The 23,261-nt window shown below is 42.1% G+C and carries 15 protein-coding genes; 5 read left to right on the top strand and 10 right to left on the bottom strand.

The features are described 5' to 3' along the window. Positions 1-28 precede the first annotated feature (28 nt). The 4 genes from BMW53_RS03905 to BMW53_RS03890 all read left to right on the top strand — a co-directional run bounded on the left by BMW53_RS03905 (position 29) and on the right by BMW53_RS03890 (position 5,912). Positions 29-604, top strand: a complete 576-nt coding sequence (locus tag BMW53_RS03905; RefSeq protein ID WP_038564731.1) for an RNA polymerase sigma factor — start codon at positions 29-31, stop codon at positions 602-604. Then, positions 589-2,016: a porin family protein gene (locus BMW53_RS03900; RefSeq protein WP_038558887.1), complete on the top strand. Its 1,428-nt coding sequence runs from the start codon at positions 589-591 to the stop codon at positions 2,014-2,016. Before BMW53_RS03905 ends, BMW53_RS03900 begins: the two co-directional genes overlap by 16 nt. 518 nt (positions 2,017-2,534) lie before the next feature. Beyond that, the gene (pta, locus tag BMW53_RS03895; RefSeq protein WP_038558890.1) at positions 2,535-4,628 is read left to right on the top strand and encodes a phosphate acetyltransferase; all 2,094 of its coding nucleotides are present in this window, start codon (positions 2,535-2,537) and stop codon (positions 4,626-4,628) included. 87 nt (positions 4,629-4,715) lie between these two features. Further along, the gene (locus BMW53_RS03890; protein ID WP_038558893.1) at positions 4,716-5,912 is read left to right on the top strand and encodes an acetate/propionate family kinase; all 1,197 of its coding nucleotides are present in this window, start codon (positions 4,716-4,718) and stop codon (positions 5,910-5,912) included. A gap of 214 nt (positions 5,913-6,126) precedes the next feature. Here the strand turns inward: BMW53_RS03890 and BMW53_RS03885 are convergent, their stop codons facing one another. The 10 genes from BMW53_RS03885 to BMW53_RS03840 all read right to left on the bottom strand — a co-directional run bounded on the left by BMW53_RS03885 (position 6,127) and on the right by BMW53_RS03840 (position 21,587). Further along, complete coding sequence (locus BMW53_RS03885; RefSeq protein WP_051567855.1) at positions 6,127-9,660, bottom strand: PAS domain S-box protein; 3,534 nt, start codon at positions 9,658-9,660, stop codon at positions 6,127-6,129. Between the two features lie 164 nt (positions 9,661-9,824). Next, positions 9,825-11,840 (bottom strand): transketolase family protein, encoded by a 2,016-nt coding sequence (locus BMW53_RS03880; RefSeq protein ID WP_038558896.1) that lies wholly within the window; start codon positions 11,838-11,840, stop codon positions 9,825-9,827. A 316-nt stretch (positions 11,841-12,156) separates the two neighbouring features. After that, the gene (locus BMW53_RS03875; RefSeq protein WP_038558899.1) at positions 12,157-13,329 is read right to left on the bottom strand and encodes a phosphoglycerate dehydrogenase; all 1,173 of its coding nucleotides are present in this window, start codon (positions 13,327-13,329) and stop codon (positions 12,157-12,159) included. A gap of 454 nt (positions 13,330-13,783) precedes the next feature. Further along, on the bottom strand, positions 13,784-14,413 hold the full coding sequence (locus BMW53_RS03870) for a Crp/Fnr family transcriptional regulator (RefSeq protein ID WP_074780227.1): 630 nt from the start codon (positions 14,411-14,413) through the stop codon (positions 13,784-13,786). Between the two features lie 197 nt (positions 14,414-14,610). After that, positions 14,611-15,777, bottom strand: a complete 1,167-nt coding sequence (gene dnaJ / locus BMW53_RS03865; protein WP_038558904.1) for a molecular chaperone DnaJ — start codon at positions 15,775-15,777, stop codon at positions 14,611-14,613. Positions 15,778-15,795: 18 nt separating this feature from the next. After that, on the bottom strand, positions 15,796-16,386 hold the full coding sequence (locus BMW53_RS03860; protein ID WP_038558907.1) for a nucleotide exchange factor GrpE: 591 nt from the start codon (positions 16,384-16,386) through the stop codon (positions 15,796-15,798). Positions 16,387-16,545: 159 nt separating this feature from the next. Next, complete coding sequence (locus BMW53_RS03855; RefSeq protein WP_051567857.1) at positions 16,546-17,070, bottom strand: peroxiredoxin family protein; 525 nt, start codon at positions 17,068-17,070, stop codon at positions 16,546-16,548. Between the two features lie 83 nt (positions 17,071-17,153). Then, complete coding sequence (gene murA / locus BMW53_RS03850) at positions 17,154-18,458, bottom strand: UDP-N-acetylglucosamine 1-carboxyvinyltransferase (RefSeq protein WP_038558909.1); 1,305 nt, start codon at positions 18,456-18,458, stop codon at positions 17,154-17,156. 25 nt (positions 18,459-18,483) lie between these two features. Next, the gene (locus tag BMW53_RS03845; RefSeq protein ID WP_038558912.1) at positions 18,484-19,068 is read right to left on the bottom strand and encodes a DUF4290 domain-containing protein; all 585 of its coding nucleotides are present in this window, start codon (positions 19,066-19,068) and stop codon (positions 18,484-18,486) included. A gap of 188 nt (positions 19,069-19,256) precedes the next feature. Further along, entirely contained in the window at positions 19,257-21,587 is a 2,331-nt protein-coding gene (locus BMW53_RS03840; protein WP_038564739.1) for an ATP-dependent helicase, read from the bottom strand. Positions 21,588-21,902: 315 nt separating this feature from the next. Between BMW53_RS03840 and BMW53_RS03835 the strand changes: the two genes are divergently transcribed. Further along, positions 21,903-23,195: a T9SS type B sorting domain-containing protein gene (locus BMW53_RS03835; protein WP_038558915.1), complete on the top strand. Its 1,293-nt coding sequence runs from the start codon at positions 21,903-21,905 to the stop codon at positions 23,193-23,195. Positions 23,196-23,261 lie beyond the last annotated feature (66 nt).

Raw genomic sequence — 23,261 nt, 5'->3', positions numbered from 1 at the left:
TACTTTTGGGTGTTATTTGCCAAAAAATTTGGAAGACCTGAAAAAAATAATAAGCGGTTGTGCTTCGGGGAAAAAACGTGCACAGGAGCAATTATACCAACTTTTTGCGCCAAAAATGTTTGGGGTTTGTTTGCGCTATGCCAAAGATAGTACCGAAGCCGAAGATAACCTGCAGGAAGGGTTTATAAAGGTATTTCAGAATATTGGCAGCTTTAGGCACGAAGGTTCTTTTGAAGGGTGGATAAGGAGAATAATGGTAAATGTATCGTTGGAGAAATTCAGGAAACAGCATGTTCTGCATCCGGTGGAGGATGTAAGTATTTACGAGGGGCAAAATGTGTCGGACGATATTCTGGCCGGAATTTCAGCAAAAGAATTAATTGCAGAAATACAGCAGCTGCCGCCTCGTTACCGCATGGTTTTTAACCTTTTTGTAATTGAAGGAATGAACCACCAGGAAATTAGTGAAGAGATGAAAATTACTGTGGGCACATCAAAATCGAACCTGGCACGCGCCAGAGAAATTTTGAAACGCCGGGTAAAAGAACTTTATGGAGATATTGAGAAAACAAGTAATTACACAGCCGGATGGGTAAAAAACTAAATATTGACGATTCGATCCGCGAAAAACTTGATGGTTTTTCGGCTGCGCCACCGTTGCATGTTTGGGATGGTATTCAATCGCAACTCGACGGGCAGCGGAAAAAGCGCCGCATGGCTTATGTTGGCTGGATATCGGCTGCGGCAGTAGTTCTGTTGGCGTTTATTGCCGGCTGGTACTTTAGCGGAAAGTCCGTTGTTGAAGAACCGGTGATGGTTCAACAGCAAACTACACCTGAAAGCAATCAGGAACCTGCCGTTTCGCCACAAGATAAAAACATTGAAATAGCTGTTGACCAATTGGCCGGTACACAGGAAATAAATAGTAACGAAGAAAATAACTACGAAACAATAGCTGATAATAAAATACTGGCAGAAGTTGAACTTCCAGCTCAGCAAAACAAGTCTGAATCCCGTCAGGTGATTGCAGCGCGCCCGGAGGAAAACTACAGCTTTTTACATCGAATTGAGGCCATATTTACAACAAATCAATCCAATGTTTCATTAGCGAAAAAGAGAAATGAAACTAAAATTCAGGAAAGTTTTACCGCCGATAAAATGCTTATTGCCGCCAACCTGCAAAATTTAAACGAACAAAAACAGCAGGAGCACGGATGGATTGTTGGAGCTCAGATTTCGCCCGGATATTCTTCGCACTCGGCCAGCCACAACGAATCGTATGCCCGAAACATGACTTACGAAAGCGATAATGGCGGGAGCAATATTGGCGGAGGAATTTCGGTGCAGTACAAAACCGGTAAACGCCTGCGCGTTGAGAGTGGTATTTATTATGCAAAAGATGGGCAAAAAGCTGATAACTCATTTAACCTGTTTGCATCTCGCAACGATATGCTTTATGAGGCAGCTCCTAATGCATCGTACGATGCATCGACTCCCGGCTTTTCAAATGTAGTTCAAACCGGAAGTGGAGGAAGTGGAATTTCGATGAATAGCACAGCCGGTGTTATTGAAATGGAATCTACACCTCGTGGTGCAAATATTGCCGCTAAACTTGAAAGCTCGAAAGACGCAACAGCAGATGTATTGTACGCCGATGGGGAGTTCTCGCAGGTATTCGAGTTTGTAGAAGTGCCGCTGTATATCCGTTATAGCGTGCTCGACAAGAAAGTGGGCATAGAGCTGCTTGGTGGAATTAATGCCGGTTTTGTAATTGGAAACAATGCCTACCTTGATAATAATTATGGTGTACAAAACATTGGAAGTACCGCCGATATTTCAACGCTTAATTTCTCGGGAACACTAGGCATAGGGCTAAATTACGCATTGGGTAAACACTTCGCTGTTGCTTTGGAGCCTCGCCTGAATTACTACCTTAATTCGATAAATTCGAACCCCGATGTTGATTATCGTCCGTACCGGATAGGTATTTACACCGGAGTTTATTACGAGTTTTAGTATCCGAATATTTTTTCATAAAGGTGATATGCCACAACGGAATGTTAGCGCATAAAAGCATTATGCCCCTTAACGCTGAAACCGAAAATTCAGGTTTAATGTGATCGATGTTTTTATGAAGATCGTAAATTTCTACTTGCAGTTTTGTCCGCTTCTTTTTTGGGCATAATTGTGCAAAAACCGAAAAAACGTAAAAGAGAAGAGCGGAGCGTAGCTTCGTGATCGTAAAATAATCATTTCGCCGGCGTTTAGAAGACAATCTCTCGGTGATAACTGATTCAGGTCGGATACTGTCCAATTCTCAATTTTTCTCAATATGATGATTGTCAGGTGTTAATTTCAACGAAATGTGAAATTTTGCGTAGTTAACAGTTAATTAAGATTGTTGCTGAATGACAAGAAGATATCTTTTATACTTTTGCCAACTATTCAACGCAACCTAAACGATTCATCAAATAACCCAATGGTGTTCGTTACACAAGGAAATAATTAATATAGAGAGTTTTTAAAATTTTCGAATGAAAACTGGAATTTATATCACAAACACCGAAAGCAATACAGGTAGATCGCTTGTTACGCTGGGTGTTTTAAAAGTGTTACTTTCAAAAGTAACTAAGGTCGGTTATTTCCGGCCAATCATTAACGATTATCCAAAGGGAGTTCACGATAATCATATCGAAACCATGATATCGTATTTCAACCTGGATATGGAGTACAAAGACGCTTATGGTTTTACCATGTCGCAGGTGGTTAAGTACAAAAACATGGGGCAGGAAGCACGTCTTATCGATCAGATAATCGACCGCTACAAGCAGTTAAAAGAAAAATTTGATGTGGTTGTGGTTGAAGGTTCGGATTTCGACAATAAGGGCGCTACCTTTGAGTTGGATCTGAATATTGAGTTTGCCAAAAACCTTTCGATTCCTACCATTTTGGTAAGCTCGGCGAAAGATAGAAATATGGGTAGTGCCATTGCCAATATCGATCTGGCTATTAACTCATTTGCCGAAAGAGATGTGGTGGTACAATCGGTTGTAATGAACCGTGTTGAACCCGGAAATTGCGAAATGATGCGCGAAGAACTGAGCAAGGTAGTACCTGCCGAAACTTCGATTGAGATTATTCCGGAAATTAAAAAATTGGGCAGCCCTACAATAAAAGAAATTAACGACGAATTGGGTGGTACTGTACTGTTTGGCGAAAACCTGTTGTGCAAACAGGCCGATCGCTACGATATTGGAGCAATGCAGTTGCGCAACTACCTCGACAGGGTAGAGGAGAATAGCCTGATTATTACTCCGGGCGACCGCTCCGATATTATTCTGGCGGCACTTCAGGCCAATGCATCGGCAAATTATCCAAGCATTGCCGGTATTGTGGTTACCGGTGGTATTGCTCCCGAGCCACAAATTGTACGACTGATTGAAGGTTTGCCAAATATTGTTCCTATTATTTTGGTTGACGATGTAACTTTTATTGCAGCCAAAAAAATATCGGATGTAAAACCAAAATTGCACCCGGGCATACCACGTAAAATCGATTTAAGTATTTCTACCTTCGAAAAATATGTGGATACCGACTTTCTTATCGACAAATTCAGAAGTTTTAAAACCGATGTAGTAACACCACATATGTTCCAGTATAACCTGGTTGCAAAAGCTAAATCGAAAAGGCAACATATTGTTTTGCCCGAAGGTACCGACCCTCGTATTTTGCAGGCCGCTTCAAGTTTGGTTGACCAGGGGGTGGTTGAAATTACTCTTTTAGGAAAACGCGATGAAATTATTGCCAAAGCTACCGAAATAGGTGTGAGAATCAACGGTAATATAAAAATCATCGATCCGGTAGAATCGGAGTATTACGAAGACTACTGGAGAACCTACCACGAACTGCGTAAACACAAAAATATACCTGAAGATATGGCCCGCGATGCTATGGCCGATGTTTCGTATTTCGGAACAATGATGGTTTACAAAGGCCATGCTGACGGCATGGTTTCAGGTGCTGCACATACTACAGCACACACCATTATTCCGGCACTTCAGTTTGTAAAAACCAAACCGGGCGTTAAAACGGTTTCGTCGGTGTTCTTTATGTGTCTCGACGACCATGTTTCGGTAATGGGCGACTGCGCGGTAAACGTTAGTCCAACGGCGGAGCAGCTGGCTGAGATTGCTGTTACATCGGCCGATTCGGCAATTGCGTTCGGTATCGATCCGAAAGTGGCATTGTTGTCGTATTCATCAGGTACATCAGGATCAGGTGTTGAGGTTGATAAAGTTCGCAGTGCTACTGAGATAGCTGTTGCTGCACGTCCTGATCTGAAGATTGAAGGACCTATACAATACGATGCCGCAGTTGATCCGAGCGTAGGAAAAAGCAAAATGCCCGATTCGCAAGTGGCAGGGAGAGCCAACGTGCTTATTTTCCCCGATTTGAACACAGGAAACAATACATACAAAGCCATACAGCGCGAGACCGGAGCTCTGGCAATTGGCCCGATGTTACAAGGCTTAAACAAACCGGTTAACGACCTTAGCCGTGGTTGCACAGTCAACGATATTTTTAATACCGTTGTAATTACAGCTATCCAGGCTCAGGAAGGATTTTAAAAGTAAATTCATACTTTTTACGATAACAGGCTCACTGTCACGAGAATGGTTGGCCTGTTACCAAAATTATAACAGATATATTTTAAAATGAATATTTTAGTAATTAATGCAGGTAGCTCGTCAATTAAATATCAGTTGATTGATATGAACACCGAGTTGCCATTGTCGAGTGGTATTGTAGAACGGATCGGTCTGGAAATGGGATTGATTAAACACAAAACATTTGTTAACGGTTCGGAAGAAAAGACCGTTGAGGAATTCCCGATTCCCGATCATGGCGTTGGTTTAAAACGTGTTGCCGAATTGCTTACCGACAAAAAAGTGGGGGTTATCAGCGAGCCGTCAGAAATTCAGGCTGTTGGTCACCGTTTGGTACATGGTGGCGAAACTTTTACCGAAACAGTAGAGATTACCGATGAGGTAAAAGCTAAAGTAAAAGAATTGTTTCCATTAGCACCATTGCATAATCCGGCTAACCTGATTGGCGTAGAAGTGGCCGAAAAAGTATTCCCGAATGCCAAACAAGTTGGTGTGTTTGATACTGCTTTTCACCAAAGCATTCCTGAAAAAGCATTCCGCTACGCTTTACCTGAGAAATTCTACAGTGAATTGCGTATCCGTAAATATGGATTTCACGGAACTTCGCACAAATTTATTTCAGAAAAAGCAATTGAGTATTTAGGAAATCCTGATGCAAAAATTGTAACCATTCACCTGGGCAACGGGGCATCGATGGCTGCTGTAAAAGGTGGTGTTTGTGTTGATACGACCATGGGAATGGGACCGTTAAGCGGATTGATTATGGGAACCCGTTCGGGCGACATCGACCCGGCAATTATTTTCTACCTGGCACAGCAAAAAGGATATTCGATAGATGAAATTTCAGACCTGCTGAATAAAGAAAGCGGAATGAAAGGCCTAACCGGTTTAACTGATATGCGCGATGTAGAGAAACTACAGGGCGAAGGAGATCCGGTTGCTGTTCTGGCCCTTGAAATGTATGCTTACCGTGTAAAACAATACATTGGAAGTTATGCCTCGGCCATGAACGGTGTTGATGCCATTGTATTTACTGCCGGTATTGGCGAAAACAAAACTTCGGTTCGCGAGATGGTTTGCGAGGATATGGATTACCTGGGAATTACCTGGGACGAAGAAAAAGATAAGAACCGCAATGGCGATGTTCACGAAATTAACGTGGATGGCGCAAAAGTTAAAGTGCTTATTATCCCAACCAACGAAGAGCTGGAGATTGCAAAACAATCGTTGGCACTGATGAAATAGAGCGAAAAATATAATAACAAAAAGGCGTATCCGATCACGGGTGCGCCTTTTTTAATACTCCTTTTTTTGTGTTTTATACCGGTTAGTAATTAAAAGCCTTGCACGCTTTACGCCACTTCAATTGGCTATTGGCATTACATTCTGAATACAAACAGATAGAACCTGTTGTTGTTTGGAAAAATCGCTTAAGATTCAAATCGAAAAACAATGGGTGTTAATTATTAAAGAGTTGTTTTATCGATTCGTACAGTTGTGCTTTTGCAATTGGTTTTAGAATAAAATCGTTGCAGCCGGCATCTTTCGCCCGCCTGATATCTTCGGGCTGTGCAAATGCCGATTGGGCAATAATTTTTACCGATTTATTGAATTCCCGGATCTTTGAAGTAGTAGTAAAACCGTCGATTATGGGCATTTTTATGTCCATTAATATCAAATCAATATCAGTGTGGGCCTTTACAGTCTGAAGGGCTTCCTGCCCATTATTGGCAACCAGTATTTCTGTGGCAATGTCTTTTAGCAGTAGTTTCAACAATTCAACCGATACCGGATCGTCTTCAGCTACCAGTAATTTAAGGTTCTGGTTCAGTAGTTTGTTGTTTGTATTGTGCAGTTCGTATTTAGGTGGCTCATTGTTGCGTGCTGTCGTTGGGATTGGCAAGCTAACTGTGAAGGATGTTCCTTTTCCAACTTCCGATTGTAAGCTGATGGTTCCGTTTAACATTTCGGTGTACGATTTTGCGATAGACAGGCCTAATCCTGATCCTTCAAAAACCCTCGAATCGGCCACATCGGCCTGTACAAACCGGTCGAAAATAGCTTTTTGTCTGTCTTGGGGAATTCCAACACCGGTGTCGTTTACATAAAAATGAATAAACTCCTTGTTAATGGTATAGCCAAACTCAATAGTGCCCGATGGAGTGAATTTACAGGCATTTTTGATTAGGTTCGTTAAAATCGAATTTAACTTGTCGGGATCGGAGTGAAGCAGGTTTAACGGATTGCCATTGTTTTCGTTCAGCCTGAAATCGATTGCTTTGCTTTGCATTGCCGGTTGAAAGAAAACATACATATCATTCATAAACGCCGGAAGATTGATGTCTTGCATAGCGATGTTTACCATTCCCGATTCAATTTTCGAAATATCGATAATATCGTTGATGGTGTTTAGCATTCTGTCTCCACTGGTTTGAATAACATCAATAAACTCTGTTCGTTGCTCGCTGGATAGGTTCGGCGTTTTTAATAATTCGGTAAAGCCAAGAATTCCGTTCATTGGAGTACGAATTTCATGGCTCATATTGGCAAGGAAAGCAGATTTTAGTTTATCACTTTGTTCTGCTTTTTCTTTTGCCTGCACAAGCTCTTTTTCTATTTGTTTTTGTTTCGTTATATCTCTGAATTCAACTACCCGAACATTTTTGTTGTGGTACGGAATCATTTTACCCTCTATACGAATTGGGTAAGTTTGCCCGTTTTTACGGATTCCAACGGTTTCATAAGGTTTTGAATATTGTCCCTCAATATGTTTTATTACCAGGTCGCGTTGATCTTCTGTAATTAAAAGCAACCCATCCATACCTATTAGCTCTTCGTGCGAATAGCCGGTAATTATAGATAAGCCGTGGTTACAATCCAAAATTTTCCCATTATCGTGTATGGCTATTCCTCCAAACGAGGCATTGTGCAAGGCTTTATAGCGTGCTTCGTTGTGCTCGGCTATTTCTTTGGATTGTTGCAGTTCTTTTAATGTTTGTTTCTTTTCGGTAATGTCTTCGCGAACAGCTACAAACTGAACAATTTCGCCATGGTTGTTAAAAATGGGGGAAATTATGGCTTGCTCCCAGTACAGTTCGTGGTTCTTTTTTTTGTTTAGGATTTCGCCTTGCCATATTTTACCTGATTTTATGGTTTGCCAAAGACCCTTATAGAATGATTTGCTGTGGCTCCCGGAACTGAGAATATTGGGATTTTTTCCAATAACTTCTTTTTTAAAGTATCCTGTTTTTGCTTCGAAAAACGGATTTACGTATTCAATATTTCCATTGATGTCGGTAATTAAAATGCTTGCTGAACTTGATTCAACGGCTTTCGATAGCATTTCGTTGGTTTGCTCCAGAGTTTTCCTTCGGGTTATTTCGCTAATAAATCCTTCAAGTAGTATTTTGTTGTTGTTGTAAAAAGCCTTACCGCGTTCCCAAACCCACTTTTGTTGGTTCTCCTTACTGGTAATGCGGTATTCCAACTCGTACGATTGTTTTTGTTTTATTGCGTTCTGTATGGTTTGGCGAACGAAGTTTCTGTCGTCGGGGTGAACTATTGAACTGAAGCTTATGCTATCGCCAATTAGTTCTTCCGGTTTGTATCCAAAAAGTGCATAACATCCTTCGCTCAAAAAGTTCAGGCTCCACTTTTCGGCGTTTTCAAGGCTTATACAATTGAAAGCAACTCCCGGAAGATTATCGAGCAGGCGATTTAATTTTTCTTTGTTTCTTTTAATTTCGTCCTGAAGTTGAAAACGTTCCGAGACATCGCGCAATGCCGCTATTCGCACAATTTCTCCTTTGTATGAAATACTGCGCGATTCAATTTCAACATAACCAATGGTGTGGTCTTTTTTTCTAATACCAACAATAAAAGGTGTGGAACACTCGTGTTGCATGCTTGCAAGCACTTGCGGGATATTTTCCTCAAGAACAAAGTTTAATAAAATATTTTTACCAATTAATTCTTCTCTTGAAAAGCCGGAGATGTTGAGCAATGTTTGATTTACATCGCGTATAATACCATTTTGGTGAATAATTATACCTTCGAATGATGCTTCGGAAAGAAACCGGTAATGTTCTTCATTTTCTTTTAATTGTTCGAGTAATTTTTTAGACCCTGAGTTATCGTGCAGAATCATCATAATTGCAGGGCGATTCTCAAAGTCGGTTTTAACTGCTGTTATTCCAAGCGGAAAAGTTTCTCCCGATTTTGTAATGGCCGTGGCTTCCTGATTTTTTGGGGTGATGTTTCCCGATAAGATATCGTTATAGAGCTGTTTCGCGCGGTTTAATTCTTTAGGGGCTACCAGTATTGTGAACTGTTTGCCATGTAACTCGCCTTCGGAATACCTTGTTAGTTGGCACAAGGCCTGGTTAACGAATTTAATTACACCATCCTGTATAATAATTACGCCATCGTTTAAGGAGTTTATCAGGTTTTTATAACAGCGTTCGTTTGTTTTTAACTCTTTGGTTTGTTTAAGTTTTAATAAGGCATTGGCAATATTGTTAGCCAGGTCGGTAAGGCAAAGTTCTTCTTTTGGGTGCCTGGCATCTTTGGCAGGAACTGCCACGCACATTACGCCTAAAGCTTGTTTGTCTTCATGTACAGGAACAAGAAGCAGAGTCCATTCTTTCGTGTCTAGCTGGTGTTGCCAATGGGCGGGCAGATTGCTAGTTATGGAATAATCGCCATTTAAGATGTCCTTCCTGATATCATCAGAAATACCGTTTGTAAGCAGTTGATGTTTTACACTGTTAATGCTACGCTGGTCGCCTGACCCGGTAAAATAGTTAATGTCTCCATTATCATTAAACAGCGTTGCACATGCAAAAAAATAACCGCGGGTAGCAACTAATACATCACAGGTTTTACCTAATAATGATTCAGGTGTTTTCTCTGAAATTATTAATCGTTCAATTTTTCGTGTGGTATCAATTATTTTATGGAGGTGTGCAATTTTTTGATCGGCCCGCTTATTCATCCCCGGCTTGTTCTGATTTTATATAAGGTGCACAAGGTACTATACCTTAGGCGGCGCAAATATAGCAATTTTAAAGAAGTTTTTATCCTGAAAAAGAGGGCTGGAGACAAAAAAAGGTACCTCAAAAATGAAGCACCTTTTTATATCTGATTATTGCTTTTTTCTTATGCCAATAATTCTTTCACCTGGTTATATACATTTTCGCCTGTATAGCCCAGTTTTACGTCTAATACTCCGGCAGGAGCAGAGAATCCGAATGATCCGAGACCAAACACTTTCCCGTCCATTCCAACCAATCCTTCAAGTGTTACAGGCAATCCGGCAGTTAAACCAAATTTAGCAACTCCTGCAGGAAGAACTTCTTTTTGGTACTCGGCACTTTGTGTGCGGAATAAACCTTCGGAAGGAACAGAAACGATACGGCTTTTCACACCATCTTTGGCCAATAATTCGGCACCGTCAACCAAGGTACTTACTTCCGAACCGCTTGCCAAAAGAATTACATCTGGTGTACCTTCGCAATCCTGAAGAATGTAGGCTCCTTTTGTAGCTCCCTGTGCTGTTTCGTAGGTAGTAACATCTTTAATTCCTTGGCGCGACAGAATAAGCGCTGTTGGCGTATCGGTATTTTCCATTGCCATTTTCCATGCAACGGTAGTTTCGTTGCCATCGGCCGGACGCAATACCAACATTGAGTTTTTGTGGTTGTGGTTTTGCAATTTCTCCATCAGGCGAATTTGCGCTTCCTGCTCAACCGGTTGGTGAGTAGGACCATCTTCTCCAACGCGGAATGCATCGTGTGTCCAGATGTATTTAACCGGCAACTCCTGCAAGGCTGCAATACGTGCGGCCGGTTTCATATAATCGCTGAATACGAAGAACGTACCACATGCCGGAATAACTCCGCCGTGCAGTGCCATACCGTTCATAATGGCAGCCATTGTTAGCTCGCAAACACCTGCCTGCAGGAATTGTCCGCTAAAATCGCCTTTTTTAAATGCTATTGTATTTTTTAGGAAACCGTCGGTTTTATCCGAGTTTGAAAGGTCGGCAGACGACACGATCATATTCTCAACCTCTTTGGCAAATACCGAAAGAACAGCGGCAGACGCACCACGTGTTGCGATACCTGCTTTTTGTTCGATTTTGCTGTAATCGATTTCCGGAACTTCGTTCGAGAAGAATGCTTTTAGTTTTGCTGCCAATTCAGGATTTGTAGCTTCCCATTTTGCCTGTACAGCTTTTTTCGCTGCCGCAGCTTCAATAAGCGCAGCTTTGCGTTTTTCGTAGTATTCTTTTACGTCGTCGAAAATTACGAATGGGTTTTCAGGATCGCCACCCAGATTCTCGATTGTTTTTGCAAAAGATGCTCCGGCGCCCGATAATGGCTGACCGTGTGTTGAACACTGACGCTCGAAGTTTGCACCATCTTCGGTAATAGCGCCTTTACCCATAATTGTTTTACCAATTATCAGGGTTGGTTTTTCAGTTTCTTCCTGTGCATTTTTTAAAGCTTTACGAATGGCATCAGCGTCGTTACCGGCAATGGTTACCACGTTCCAGCCCCAGGCTTTATATTTCATTTCAGTGTCTTCAGTAGTCACCTCGTCGGTTTCTGTTGACAACTGAATGTCGTTTGAATCGTAGAACATAATCAGGTTGCTCAATCCCAGGTGACCGGCAATTCTCCCAGCACCCTGTGAAATCTCTTCCTGAATACCACCATCAGAGATGAAAGCGTATGTTTTGTGCGCCATCCATTCGCCAAAACGAGCTACTAAAAAGCGCTCGGCAATAGCTGCACCAACTGCCATAACATGGCCTTGTCCGAGTGGGCCGGATGTGTTTTCAACACCACGCTCAACGTCAACTTCGGGGTGTCCCGGAGTTACGCTTCCCCACTGACGGAAATTGGCAACATCTTCCATGCTGTAAAAACCTGCCAAAGATAGAATTCCGTAAAGCATTGGAGACATATGGCCCGGATCGAGGAAAAAACGGTCGCGGTTTGCCCATGTCATGTCCGATGGGTCGTAATTAAGGAATTCAGAATAAAGGATGTTTACAAAATCTGCTCCGCCCATTGCTCCGCCAGGGTGGCCCGAATTTGCTTTTTCAACCATTGCGGCAGCGAGAATACGAACGTTATCAGCTGCTTTAACTTCAATACTTTTACTCATTTTTTTGTACTTTTTTCAATTTACTTTAGGCAGGACAGGAACGCCAAAAATAGTAAAAAAGAGGGACTTGGAAAGCGGGCCGGCTTGTTGTTAATAATAATTTAGCAAAGAGGACTAAGTGTTTAAAAGTTTGAAACACAATTCTTTTCCTACGCCTTATAGCCGGAATGAAAATTATGGTTTCCACCTAACCTTTCTGATAGGGTGGAATTGTAGTCGTTTGAGGGATTTCGGAGGTGGTTAAATTGAATAAAAAAAGAGAACCAGATGCGAACCTGATTCTCCTTTAGTTGAAATATATTTTATTGTTGTTGCCTTATGCATTTATCAGACGAACCATAAAAATGCCATCGATAGCTAACAGTTTTTCTTTTACGCTGTCGTTAATTTTTTCGGCATCAACATCGATAATGTTATAGGCAATATTGTCGCGTTTTTTGTTCAGCATATTATCAATGTTCAGTCCTTCGGCAGCCAATACAGTCGAAATCTGACTAACCATATTCGGAACATTGCGGTTGGCAATCAGAATACGGCTTCCGCCGTTGCGCTCCAGTTCGGCAGCCGGGAAATTCACCGAGTTTTTAATGTTACCGTTCTCGAGGTAGTCGCGCATTTGCTCAACAGCCATAATCGCACAGTTGGTTTCCGACTCTTTTGTTGAAGCACCCAGGTGAGGAATTGAAATTACATTATCCAGTTTCAGGCATTCTTCATCCGGGAAATCGGTAATGTATTTGGCTACTTTACCCGATTCGATAGCCACTTTTAAATCGGCATGATCTACCAGGCCTCCACGTGCAAAGTTCAGAATTTTAACGCCATCTTTCATCATGGCAAATTTGTCTTTGTTAATGTATCCTTTGGTATCGGGTAACAACGGAATGTTGATGGTTACAAAATCGGCTTGTTGCAACAACACCTGAATACCTTCAACCACTTTTACCTCGCGGCTCAGTTTCAGTGCGTGTTTTACCGACATATATGGATCGTAACCAATAACGTTCATACGAAGTGCCGACGCAGCATTTGCTGCCAGAACACCAATAGCTCCCAAACCAATTACGGCCAGTGTTTTTCCTTTAATTTCTTCTCCGGCAAAGTTCTTTTTTCCTTGTTCAACCAACGACGGAACGGCATCGCCCTGTCCGATTAAGGTTTTTGCCCAGTTTGCTGCTCCGATATAATCGCGCGAGGCCATTAACATTCCGGCAATTACAGCCTCTTTAACTCCGTTGGCGTTTGCACCCGGTGTATTAAAAACTACGATTCCTCGCTCGGTGCATTTCTCAATTGGAATATTATTTACACCCGCTCCGGCTCTTGCAACAGCTTTTACCGAGGAGGGAATTTCAACATCGTGCATTTTAAAACTGCGCAAAACAATCGCATCCGGATTTGGAAGCTCGCTTGCAATCTCATAATTGTCGAGAGGGAAAAGTTTAAGACCATCGGGGTCAATCTTATTCAGAGTTTGAATTTTAAACATGTAGCTTGTTTTTTAATTGATATTCTCTGTAGCTGATAACGCTATCCAAAACTGCAAAATAGTGGGTAGCATAAGTTTTAATGACAAATATCAGCATTATATCTATAAATTATAAGCGATGGGGGGGATTAATTTTCAATATGAAATTAACATTAATGAACGAAGCCCGATAATACACCCGATTTTTTGATGTGCCGGAGCCTTGCTTTTGAAAACGAATTGATGCTAAACGTTGGAGGTGAGTGGATAAGGAATTTCAAATCGCTATCTTATCAGGAAGCTGATTCAGTTAAGAGCAAAAAAAAGCCAGACTCTCCAGCCTGGCTCATCAACCTTCAACTACTAACCGATTTTATAACCCAAAAAATTATGAAACAATAGTTTGAACTATTATGTCTTTAGATTTAATACATGCAAATAAAAGAATAGAATACTAATGGGTATGTAATATAGGTCACAAAAGGCCGGAAAAATCAATAAAATTTCGAGAAAGTGAAACTTTTCCGTTTTTTTCCAGCTTTTTTAGCAGGCGTGAGATCACTTCGCGCGACGAATTAAGTTGAAGAGCCAGATCCTGATGTGTGCCGGAATAGGTATGAACGCCCGATTTTTTATGTCGGTCGATAAAAAATTTGACTAAACGTTCATCGAGTTTTAAAAAGGCAACTGCATCGAGTGTATTTATTAATTCGCGAAATCTGTTTTGAAAGGTTTGCATTACGTATTGTTTCCACAGCGGATATTTGCTGGTCCAGGTATCCAGCATTTCAACCGGAATTAACAGCACCTCGGTATCTACTTCGGCAATGGCATTTACTTCGCTAATTTGGCGGGCCATGCAGCAGGTTAACGACATGGCACAAACTTCGTTGGCTTGCAGATAATAAAGCAGCAATTCGTTTCCGGCTTCGCTGGTGCGCGAAACCCGTATCAGCCCTTTCAGTACCATCGGGAAGCTAGAGATAAACTGACCTTCGCGAATTAAAGTTTCGTGCTGTGAAAACTGTTTTCGAATGCCAACCTTCAGTATTTCTTCCTGTAGTTCGGGTTCAAGAAAATTGTATTGGTTGTAAAAGTCTTCCATGTTAGTCGTTCAATTTTAGCAAATTTAATGTTGTGCCGCATTTCTGCAAAAAAAATCAACGAAATACGCTACTTGTGTAATTTTTTCTAATTGAAATGGTTATCCATACTCGTTGAATTGGATCAGCTATCCGGAAACAAAAAAAGATTCCCAATCAATCAGGAATCTTTTTTTTGTTTTATGGTTTTCAAATGTTACTATTCAAACATATCTTTCATTTTCTGAAAGAATGATCTTTCCTGTGCTGAAGGTCCGCCCTGAAACCCGGGCGAGTCCTGTAATTTTTCCAGCGCCCGTTTTTCGTCGTTGCTTAGTTTTTTCGGAATCCAAACATGCACACGAACCAATAAATCGCCGCGGCCGTAGCCGTTTACATCGGGAATACCTTTTCCGCGTAAACGAAGTATTTTTTCGGGTTGCGTACCGGGTTCTATTTTTACTTTCACTTTGCCATCAACCGTAGGAATTTCGGATGTGGTACCCAGCGTAATTTCCGGAAACGACAAGAACAGGTTGTAGATCAGGTTGTTTCCATCGCGAACCAATTCGTCTTCGTCGGCTTCGGTAATAACCACCAGCAAGTCGCCGTTAATTCCGCCGCGTCGTCCGGTGTTTCCTTTTCCCGAAACATTAAGCTGCATGCCTTCGCCAACACCAGCCGGAATTTTAATGTTGATCACTTCTTCCTCGCGAACCACACCTTCGCCGGCACAGTGATTACATTTGTCGGTAATCATTCTCCCTTCGCCACCGCAGGTAGGGCAGGCCGAAGTGGTTTGCATTTGCCCCAGCAAAGTATTCTGAACACGTGTTACCTGGCCGGCACCACCGCAAGTTCCGCAAGTGGAGTACGATGAGCCGTTTTTAGCTCCGGTTCCGCTACAATGCTGGCAGGCAACGTATTTTTTTACTTTTATTTTTTTCTCAACACCGTTAACAATTTCCTGGAGGTTCAGCTTTACTTTAACGCGCAAATCGGAACCACGGCTCACTCTTCGGCCACCTCTGCTACGGCCACCGCCGCCGCTAAATCCACCGAATCCGCCAAAATGTCCGCCAAAAATGTCGCCAAAAGCCGAGAAGATATCTTCAATGTCGGAGAATCCGCCTCCGCTAAAACCGCCACCACCGGCAGCGCCGCTCATTCCGGCATGGCCGAACTGATCGTAACGTTGTTTTTTCTCCGGATTGCTAAGTACCTCGTAGGCTTCGGCGGCTTCTTTAAACTTCTCTTCAGCTTCCTTGTCATCCGGGTTTTTATCCGGGTGATATTGGATCGCCTTTTTACGGTAAGCTTTTTTTATCTCCTCAGCAGAAGCACTTTTGCCAACTCCCAATACCTCGTAATAATCTCTTTTTGCCATTCTTCCTCCTCTGAATAATTATTCTCCGATTACAACTTTGGCAAACCGGATTACCTTTTCGTTTAAGCAATAACCTTTTTGAATTACATCAACGACTTTGCCTTTTAATTCCTCGCTTGGCGCCGGAATTTTTGTAATGGCTTCGTGCAGGTCAACATCAAAATCAGTGTGTTGAGCTTCAATTTCTTTTACGTTGTTTTGTTTCAGGAATTCCTGAAATTTCTTGTAAATCAGTGCTGTTCCGTGTTTGCCAGCATCTTCATCCTCAAGGTGTTTCATCGAATCAAGCGCACGCTCAAAATCGTCGATAACAGGAAGTATATTCACGATAACCGATTCGCCACCCGTTTTAATCAAGTCGGCTTTTTCTTTCATCGTTCTTCTTCTGAAGTTGTCAAACTCAGCTTGCAAACGCAGGTGTTTATCCTGAAGTTCCTGAAGCTTTTCGCCCAATTCTTCCAATTGTTCTTCCTTTTTATCCTTTTTCGATTTTTTCTTCTTGTCTTTTTTCTCGTCCGCTTTTTCTTCCTTTTCGGTAGCAACATCTTCAACCTGTGCTGCTTTATCTTTTTCTTCTTCCGTTTCCTTGTTTACTTTTTCTTCTGCCATTTTACCTAAATTTTCAGTATAAATAATTAACTGTAAGCCTTTTTTATGCTACGCTGACATAGCAAAAATTTTGCCATGCAAATATAAACGACAAATTGGCACCCGAAACGGAATTCGAGTGCCAATTTGAACGATTTATACTATTTTTAAAGTAGTGTCTTACAGCTCTTCTCTAAGAATTTTGTGGAGAGCAGCATCAAGTGCCGGGCCACGCAGCTTTTTGGCAATTATTACTCCGTTTTCATCAATTAAGTAGTTATCGGGAATACCGCGAACCTGGTAAATCATCCGGTATTTTGAGTTCCACTTTTTGAAATCACAAATATGATTCGGCCATTCCAGGCCATCTTGTTCAATGGCTGCTTTCCATCTTTCGGGCGAATCATCGAGCGATACGCCAAAAACGGTAAAACCTTTGCCATTGGTAAATTTGGCGTCTTTGTATTTTTGGTAGTTGGCAACAACAGTTGGATTTTCACGGCGACACGGACCACACCACGATGCCCAAAAATCAATCAAAACAACTTTGCCTTGTAAGTCGGATAATTTAATGGTTTCGCCATTGGGGCCTTTGCCAATCAGTTCGGGTGCTTTGTTGCCAATGTTTAAACCAAGTTCCTGCGCATTAACAAAAGGAGTGCACATAAAAATGATCGCTGCCAGTAAAATAAATCTTTTCATCATTTGCGTATTGTTATTTCTAAAAAGTTCAAATATAGAATTTTATGTAGTAACACAAAGCTCCAATTAATGTTTTAACAACGCGTTTATATTCTTGAAATACGGGCGCCGAGGGCATTTAAACGGCCATCGATATTTTCGTAACCGCGGTCGATTTGTTCGATATTATCGATGGTGCTGGTTCCTTTTGCCGACATGGCTGCGATTAACAATGCGATTCCAGCACGAATATCGGGCGATACCATTTTGGTGGCACGCAAAGTATTTTTTCGGTCGAGGCCAATTACGGTGGCGCGGTGCGGATCGCAAAGAATGATTTGGGCTCCCATATCAATCAGTTTATCGACAAAGAATAAACGGCTTTCGAACATTTTCTGATGAATGAGAACACTACCTTTTGCTTGTGTGGCCACCACAAGGAAAACACTTAGCAAGTCGGGTGTTAGTCCCGGCCACGGTGCATCCGAGATGGTCATTATTGATCCGTCGATGTAGGAATCGATTTCGTAATTTTCGGTGTCTTTAATCAGCAGATCGTCGCCATTTTGTTCCACGTTAATTCCCAACCGGCGAAATGATTCGGGGATAATTCCCAGGTGCTCAATACCCACATTTTTTATGTTGATTTCGGAAGCTGTCATGGCAGCGAGGCCAATAAAACTTCCCACTTCAATCATATCGGGAAGTGTGCGGTGTGTGCATCCTGTTAACGACGAAACTCCTGCGATGGTAAGCAGGTTGGAACCAATTCCTTCAATTTTCGCCCCCATGGAAACCAGCATTTTGCAAAGTTGCTGCAGGTAAGGTTCGCAGGCTGCGTTATAAATTGTGGTGGTTCCTTCGGCCAAAACGGCTGCCATTACTATGTTTGCTGTTCCGGTAACCGAAGCTTCGTCGAGCAACATATACGCTCCGGTAAGTTTTTCTGATGAAACGGAGTACCATTTGTTTTCGGGATCGAAATCAAAACGGGCTCCCAGTTTTTGCAGGCCAATAAAGTGGGTGTCAACCCTGCGGCGGCCAATTTTATCGCCACCGGGTTGCGGAATAAAACCTTGTCCGAAACGAGCCAACAGCGGACCGATAATCATTATCGAGCCTCGAAGTACAGCCGCTTGCTGAGCGTATTCCGGACTTTTTAAAAAGTTGATGTTTACTTCGGAGGCGTCGAAACTATATTTGCCTTTTGACAGGCGCGTTACCTGAACCCCCAATCCTTTCAGAATTTCGATTAATTTCAGCACATCCCGAATTTCAGGAATGTTTTCAATGATTGTTTGTTCGGCTGTTAGCAGCGTGGCACAAATTATTTGAAGCGCCTCGTTTTTTGCTCCTTGCGGCTCAAGGTCTCCTTTTAATTTAAAACCACCTTCAATTTTGAAAGTTGACATGGGGTGTGATATTATAGCGTATTATCTATTTTTTCTTTTTGACTTTTTTCTTCTTTGGAGCACTAACCAGTGTTTTGGAGTCGGCCAGTTGAGTTCCCTCAGGTACTTTTAATTTTCCACGCGACATTTCTTCCAGATCGTTAAAAATCATATGGTCCTCAACAGCATCTTTATTCCATGCGAGGTACGATTTTTTCATGTGGTTGGCCAGTTGTTCGATAATGATGTCACGCTCTTCACCTTCAAAGTTATCGGCTTCCTGGATTAAAAGTTCCATTGTGCGGCCGTAGTGTTTGTGCTTAATGCGGTGTTTGGTGTATGGTACCGTATTGGGGCGTTCTTTTAATGATTCCGGCGTTGGCGGATCGTAAGGGTAATCGATGTCAAGTTGAAAATCAGACATAATGGCCAGGTGATCCCAAAGTTTGTGTCGGAATTCCTGAACATCGCGTAAATGAGGGAAAAGGTTGCCCATTACATCGATAACCGTTTGTGCCGATCTGTTTCGTTTTTCGCGGTCTTCGATGGTCATCAGGTAGTCAACCATGTTTTGTATATTCCTTCCATATTCAGGAAGAGCCATTTTTTTTCTCTTGGTATTATAATCCATCTGTAAATGTTTAATGCTAAAAATCTAACTTTCAAGTAAATTGGATTTATTTGCGAAATGATGTTGCAAAACTAATCATTTCCCGACAAATCCCGAAGTTTTATTTTTTAGTTCGTTTTTATTCGATTCTGGATACTTGATCTTTGATTCTGGATGCTCGATCCTTGCAGTTTGTCTCAATAATCCGTTTATCCTTTAATTTTCAACTTGGCGAATTTTAGCAGCAACTGTTTCTGTGTACCCGATTTAAAAAATACAGTAGCTTTTATGTTTGGTGAAACTCCTTCAATATTAATTACTTTTCCTTCGCCAAAACGTTGATGTTCAACCACCATTCCGGTTTGTATTTTTTCCGGTGCATCGCCCTGAAAAGTGTTTTGCGCTCTGCTGCTTTCCTTTAACGAAACGAGTTTTTTATTAAAAAAGTTTTGCGACTCGGGAGTTTTAAATGCTCCGGGAGGCTGGCGGCGAACCGGATTTTTGTGATAACGTTCGGGCTGAATGTCGTCGTTACTTTGTGCCCGGCGTGTTGGAGAAGACGATGCTGCTATTCCTGAAGTATCAAGAAACTGCTCATCAATTTCTTCCAGAAAACGACTTGGTGTACAAAAATCGAGATTTCCCCAACGGTAGCGCTGGTTGGCATACGAGAACCATGCATTTTCTTCGGCGCGGGTGAGTGCAACGTAAAACAGGCGGCGCTCTTCTTCCAGCGTTTCGGGTTTGTTATCGCCATTTTGGTTCGATGGGAAAAGGTTCTCTTCCATTCCCACAACAAACACATTTTTAAATTCCAGTCCTTTCGATGAGTGCACCGTCATTAGTGTCACTTTATTGCGGTCTTCTTCTTTTTCGTTGTCTTGATCGGTAAGCAGTGCCACATCTTCCAGGTAGTTTTCCAGTTTTTCGGGTTCGCCGGTTTCTTTGGCGTTAATGCTAAATTCCTGGATACCGTTCAATAATTCCTGTATGTTTTCGTGGCGGCTCAATCCTTCGGGCGACTTGTCGTTATACAATTCTTTCAGAATACCGGTTTGTTCGGCAATGGTTTTTGCCGTGTCAAAAGCATCGCAGTCTTCCGACAGTTGCATAAACTTCTGAATTAAACCTACAAAGTGCAGAATTTTACCGGCAGTTCCTTTATTTAAATTGGCGTGATTAATGGTTGGCAAATCGCTAATAATCTTCCAAATCGATGTTTCGTTATTAATTGCCGCTGCCTCCAGTTTCGCAAGGGTGGTGGCCCCGATTCCGCGCGCCGGATAATTAATAATACGTTTTAGCGCTTCGTTATCGGCCGGGTTAATGGTCATTCGGAAATAGGAGATGAGGTCTTTAATTTCCTTGCGTTGGTAGAAACTCAGGCCGCCATAAATTTTGTACGGAATATTTCTTTTTCGCAACGACTCCTCAAAAATCCTCGACTGCATGTTAGTACGGTACAGAATTGCAAAGTCTTCGTATTTGTAATGATCGCGCAATTGCGATTGGGCAATTTCCTGTGCTACCAAAAATCCTTCTTCGTTGTCGGTAAGTGCCGAAATCAATTTGATGGGTTTACCAGTTGCATTCTCGGAAAAAACCTTTTTCGGAATTTGCCGTTTGTTTTTGGCAATTATACTGTTGGCCGCGTTTACAATGGTTTGCGTTGAGCGGTAATTTTGCTCCAGCTTAAACACTTTATGCTCGGGGTAGTCCGATTTAAAATTCAGAATATTTTCGATACGCGCACCACGAAACGAGTAAATACTTTGCGCATCGTCGCCCACCACGCAAATGTTTTTATGCCCTGCAGCCAGTTTTTTAACAATCAGGTATTGCGAGTAGTTGGTATCCTGGTACTCGTCAACCATCACGTAGCCAAAGCGCTCCTGGTATTTTTTCAGTACCTCGGGATGATCGCGAAACAGCACATTTGTTTTCAGCAGCAGATCGTCGAAATCCATGGCACCTGAAAGTAAACAGCGTTTGGCATATTCTTTATAAATCTGGGCAATTTGCGGCATACGCATGCTTTTATCAGCCTTGCGAATTTCGGCCGAATTTTCATAGGCATTGGGCGTAATCAGGTTGTTTTTTGCCATTGAAATACGGCTGGCAACCACTCCCGGTTTATAAATTTTATCGTCGAGCTGAAAGCTTTTGATGATCGTTTTTATCAAACTTTTACTGTCGGCACTGTCGTAAATCGTAAAGTTCGACGGGTAGCCGATAATTTCGTGTTCAAAGCGCAGAATACGCGCAAAAATACTGTGGAAAGTACCCATCCATAGGTAGCGGGCAGTGTTTTCGCCTACTACGCTGGCAATACGTTCTTTCATTTCGCGGGCTGCCTTATTGGTAAAAGTCAGCGATAAAATGCTTGACGGTTTGGCGCCTTGTTTTAGCAAATTGGCAATACGGAACGTTAACACACGCGTTTTTCCCGATCCAGCTCCTGCAATAACCAGTGCAGGTCCTTCGGTACGGAGAACAGCCTCTCGTTGGGCCTCATTTAAATTTTGAAGATAATCGAACACTATAGATTTCTTTTTTCTGCTTACAAATATAAAATATTGATTGTATTGAATGATTTCCCGGTTTGGTTTGGGGCGAGGTTGGTAATACATTCAGCATTCAATCGTAGTAAAACAACAACCGTTACGCCAGGTTGTTCTGCGTGCAAAATTAATGATGTCAGGTGGAATCTTTCTCTTATTGCCGGTGTTTTATTAACAAATTATACCAATTGTATTTCAAAGTAAAGCTTAAGCGAAACGTTGAAAAACAATTAGTATAACACGCAATTAAATGAAATTTATACGTTAATATTGTATCTTAAAGAGCAATAATTTATGAAGCGAAGTCTTTTTATTGTAACTATTCTGGTATTTTCCTTTTATGCGCTACAGGCACAAATAACCTCGCCCGGAGCCAACGCCACCGATGTAACACAATACCCGGTATTTCCGGAAACTGATGACATTTTTATTTTTTGTAGCAATGATTCCTCGGCTGAAGTTGGTGCTTTAACTGCCACTACCGCGCTGTCGGGAACAAAAAACTGGTTGTGGGAGAAATACGATGAAACAGCCGGAGCATTTGATTTGCAATACCAGGAAACTACCGACGCCGCTTCGTCGCAAATAAGTGCCTTGGCCGATGGTTGTTACCGAATTACCATTACGCAGGGAGCCACTACAGAGGTGGACCGTGCATGGGTTTTTAATAACTGGATGTATGCCGGAGGGGAAGTTGCTGTTTCAGACTGCGAACATTTCGTAATGAATGGAGAAATGAAGTCGGCCGTGCTGACGTATTACGATTTAAGTAGCAACGCACCGCTTTTTGTGAATAAAGATGTGCAGGTGGAATGGCTGGAAAATGGTGACCGCATTGCATCGGTAATCAACTTGACGGTTTATGATCCGCCGGCAGAGAATACAAACTACACTTTGCGTGTTTACGATAAATTCGACTGTGATGCACAGGCAACTGTTTTGTACGAGTCGATTGTTGCCAAAGCCAGTTTTACCGCTAATCCGATGAGTGGCGAAGCACCGCTTGAAGTTACTTTTACAAACAATTCGGAGAATGCAACAGCGGGTTACTATGAATGGTTTTTTTACCGCGATTTAGATGCGATTAAATTAGATGCGGAAGGAACTGAAAATCCGGTTGACAGTATCGATTTTGTAGCCTACGACGATGCGCCTGTTTATACTTACGAAAACTCCGGAACGTACATGGTTCGGCTGGTTTCAAAGCACCTTTCTGATACGCTGACCTGTGCCGATACTGCTTATATGGAAGATTATATTGTAGTTGATACGTCGTTTATTGCCGTGCCGAATGTATTTACGCCAAACGGCGACGGAGTAAACGATGAGTTTGTAGTGCAATTCTGGTCGATGCAAAGTATTGAAATCAGTATTTTTAACCGCTGGGGAAAACGCGTGCATTATTGGAAAAGTGGCGATGTGCGTGGTTTTGATGATGCTTACATCGAAACCGTTTGGGATGGCCGTATTATGGGAGGCCGTTACGCCAGCCCGGGTGTGTATTACTACGATGTTGTGGGGCATGGCCGCGATGGAGAAAAGCGCAAAAAACATGGGTTTGTGCATCTGTTCCGCAATAAGGACTAGGAGCTTTTTTTTTAAGTCCCCATCATTCTTATCTGTATTGTCTTTTGAGTTTCGTCCGGGAGAACC

This window comes from Draconibacterium orientale (genome assembly GCF_900111425.1).
GTDB classification, from domain to species: Bacteria; Bacteroidota; Bacteroidia; order Bacteroidales; family Prolixibacteraceae; genus Draconibacterium; species Draconibacterium orientale.
This window is presented reverse-complemented; position numbering and strand designations above follow the sequence as displayed.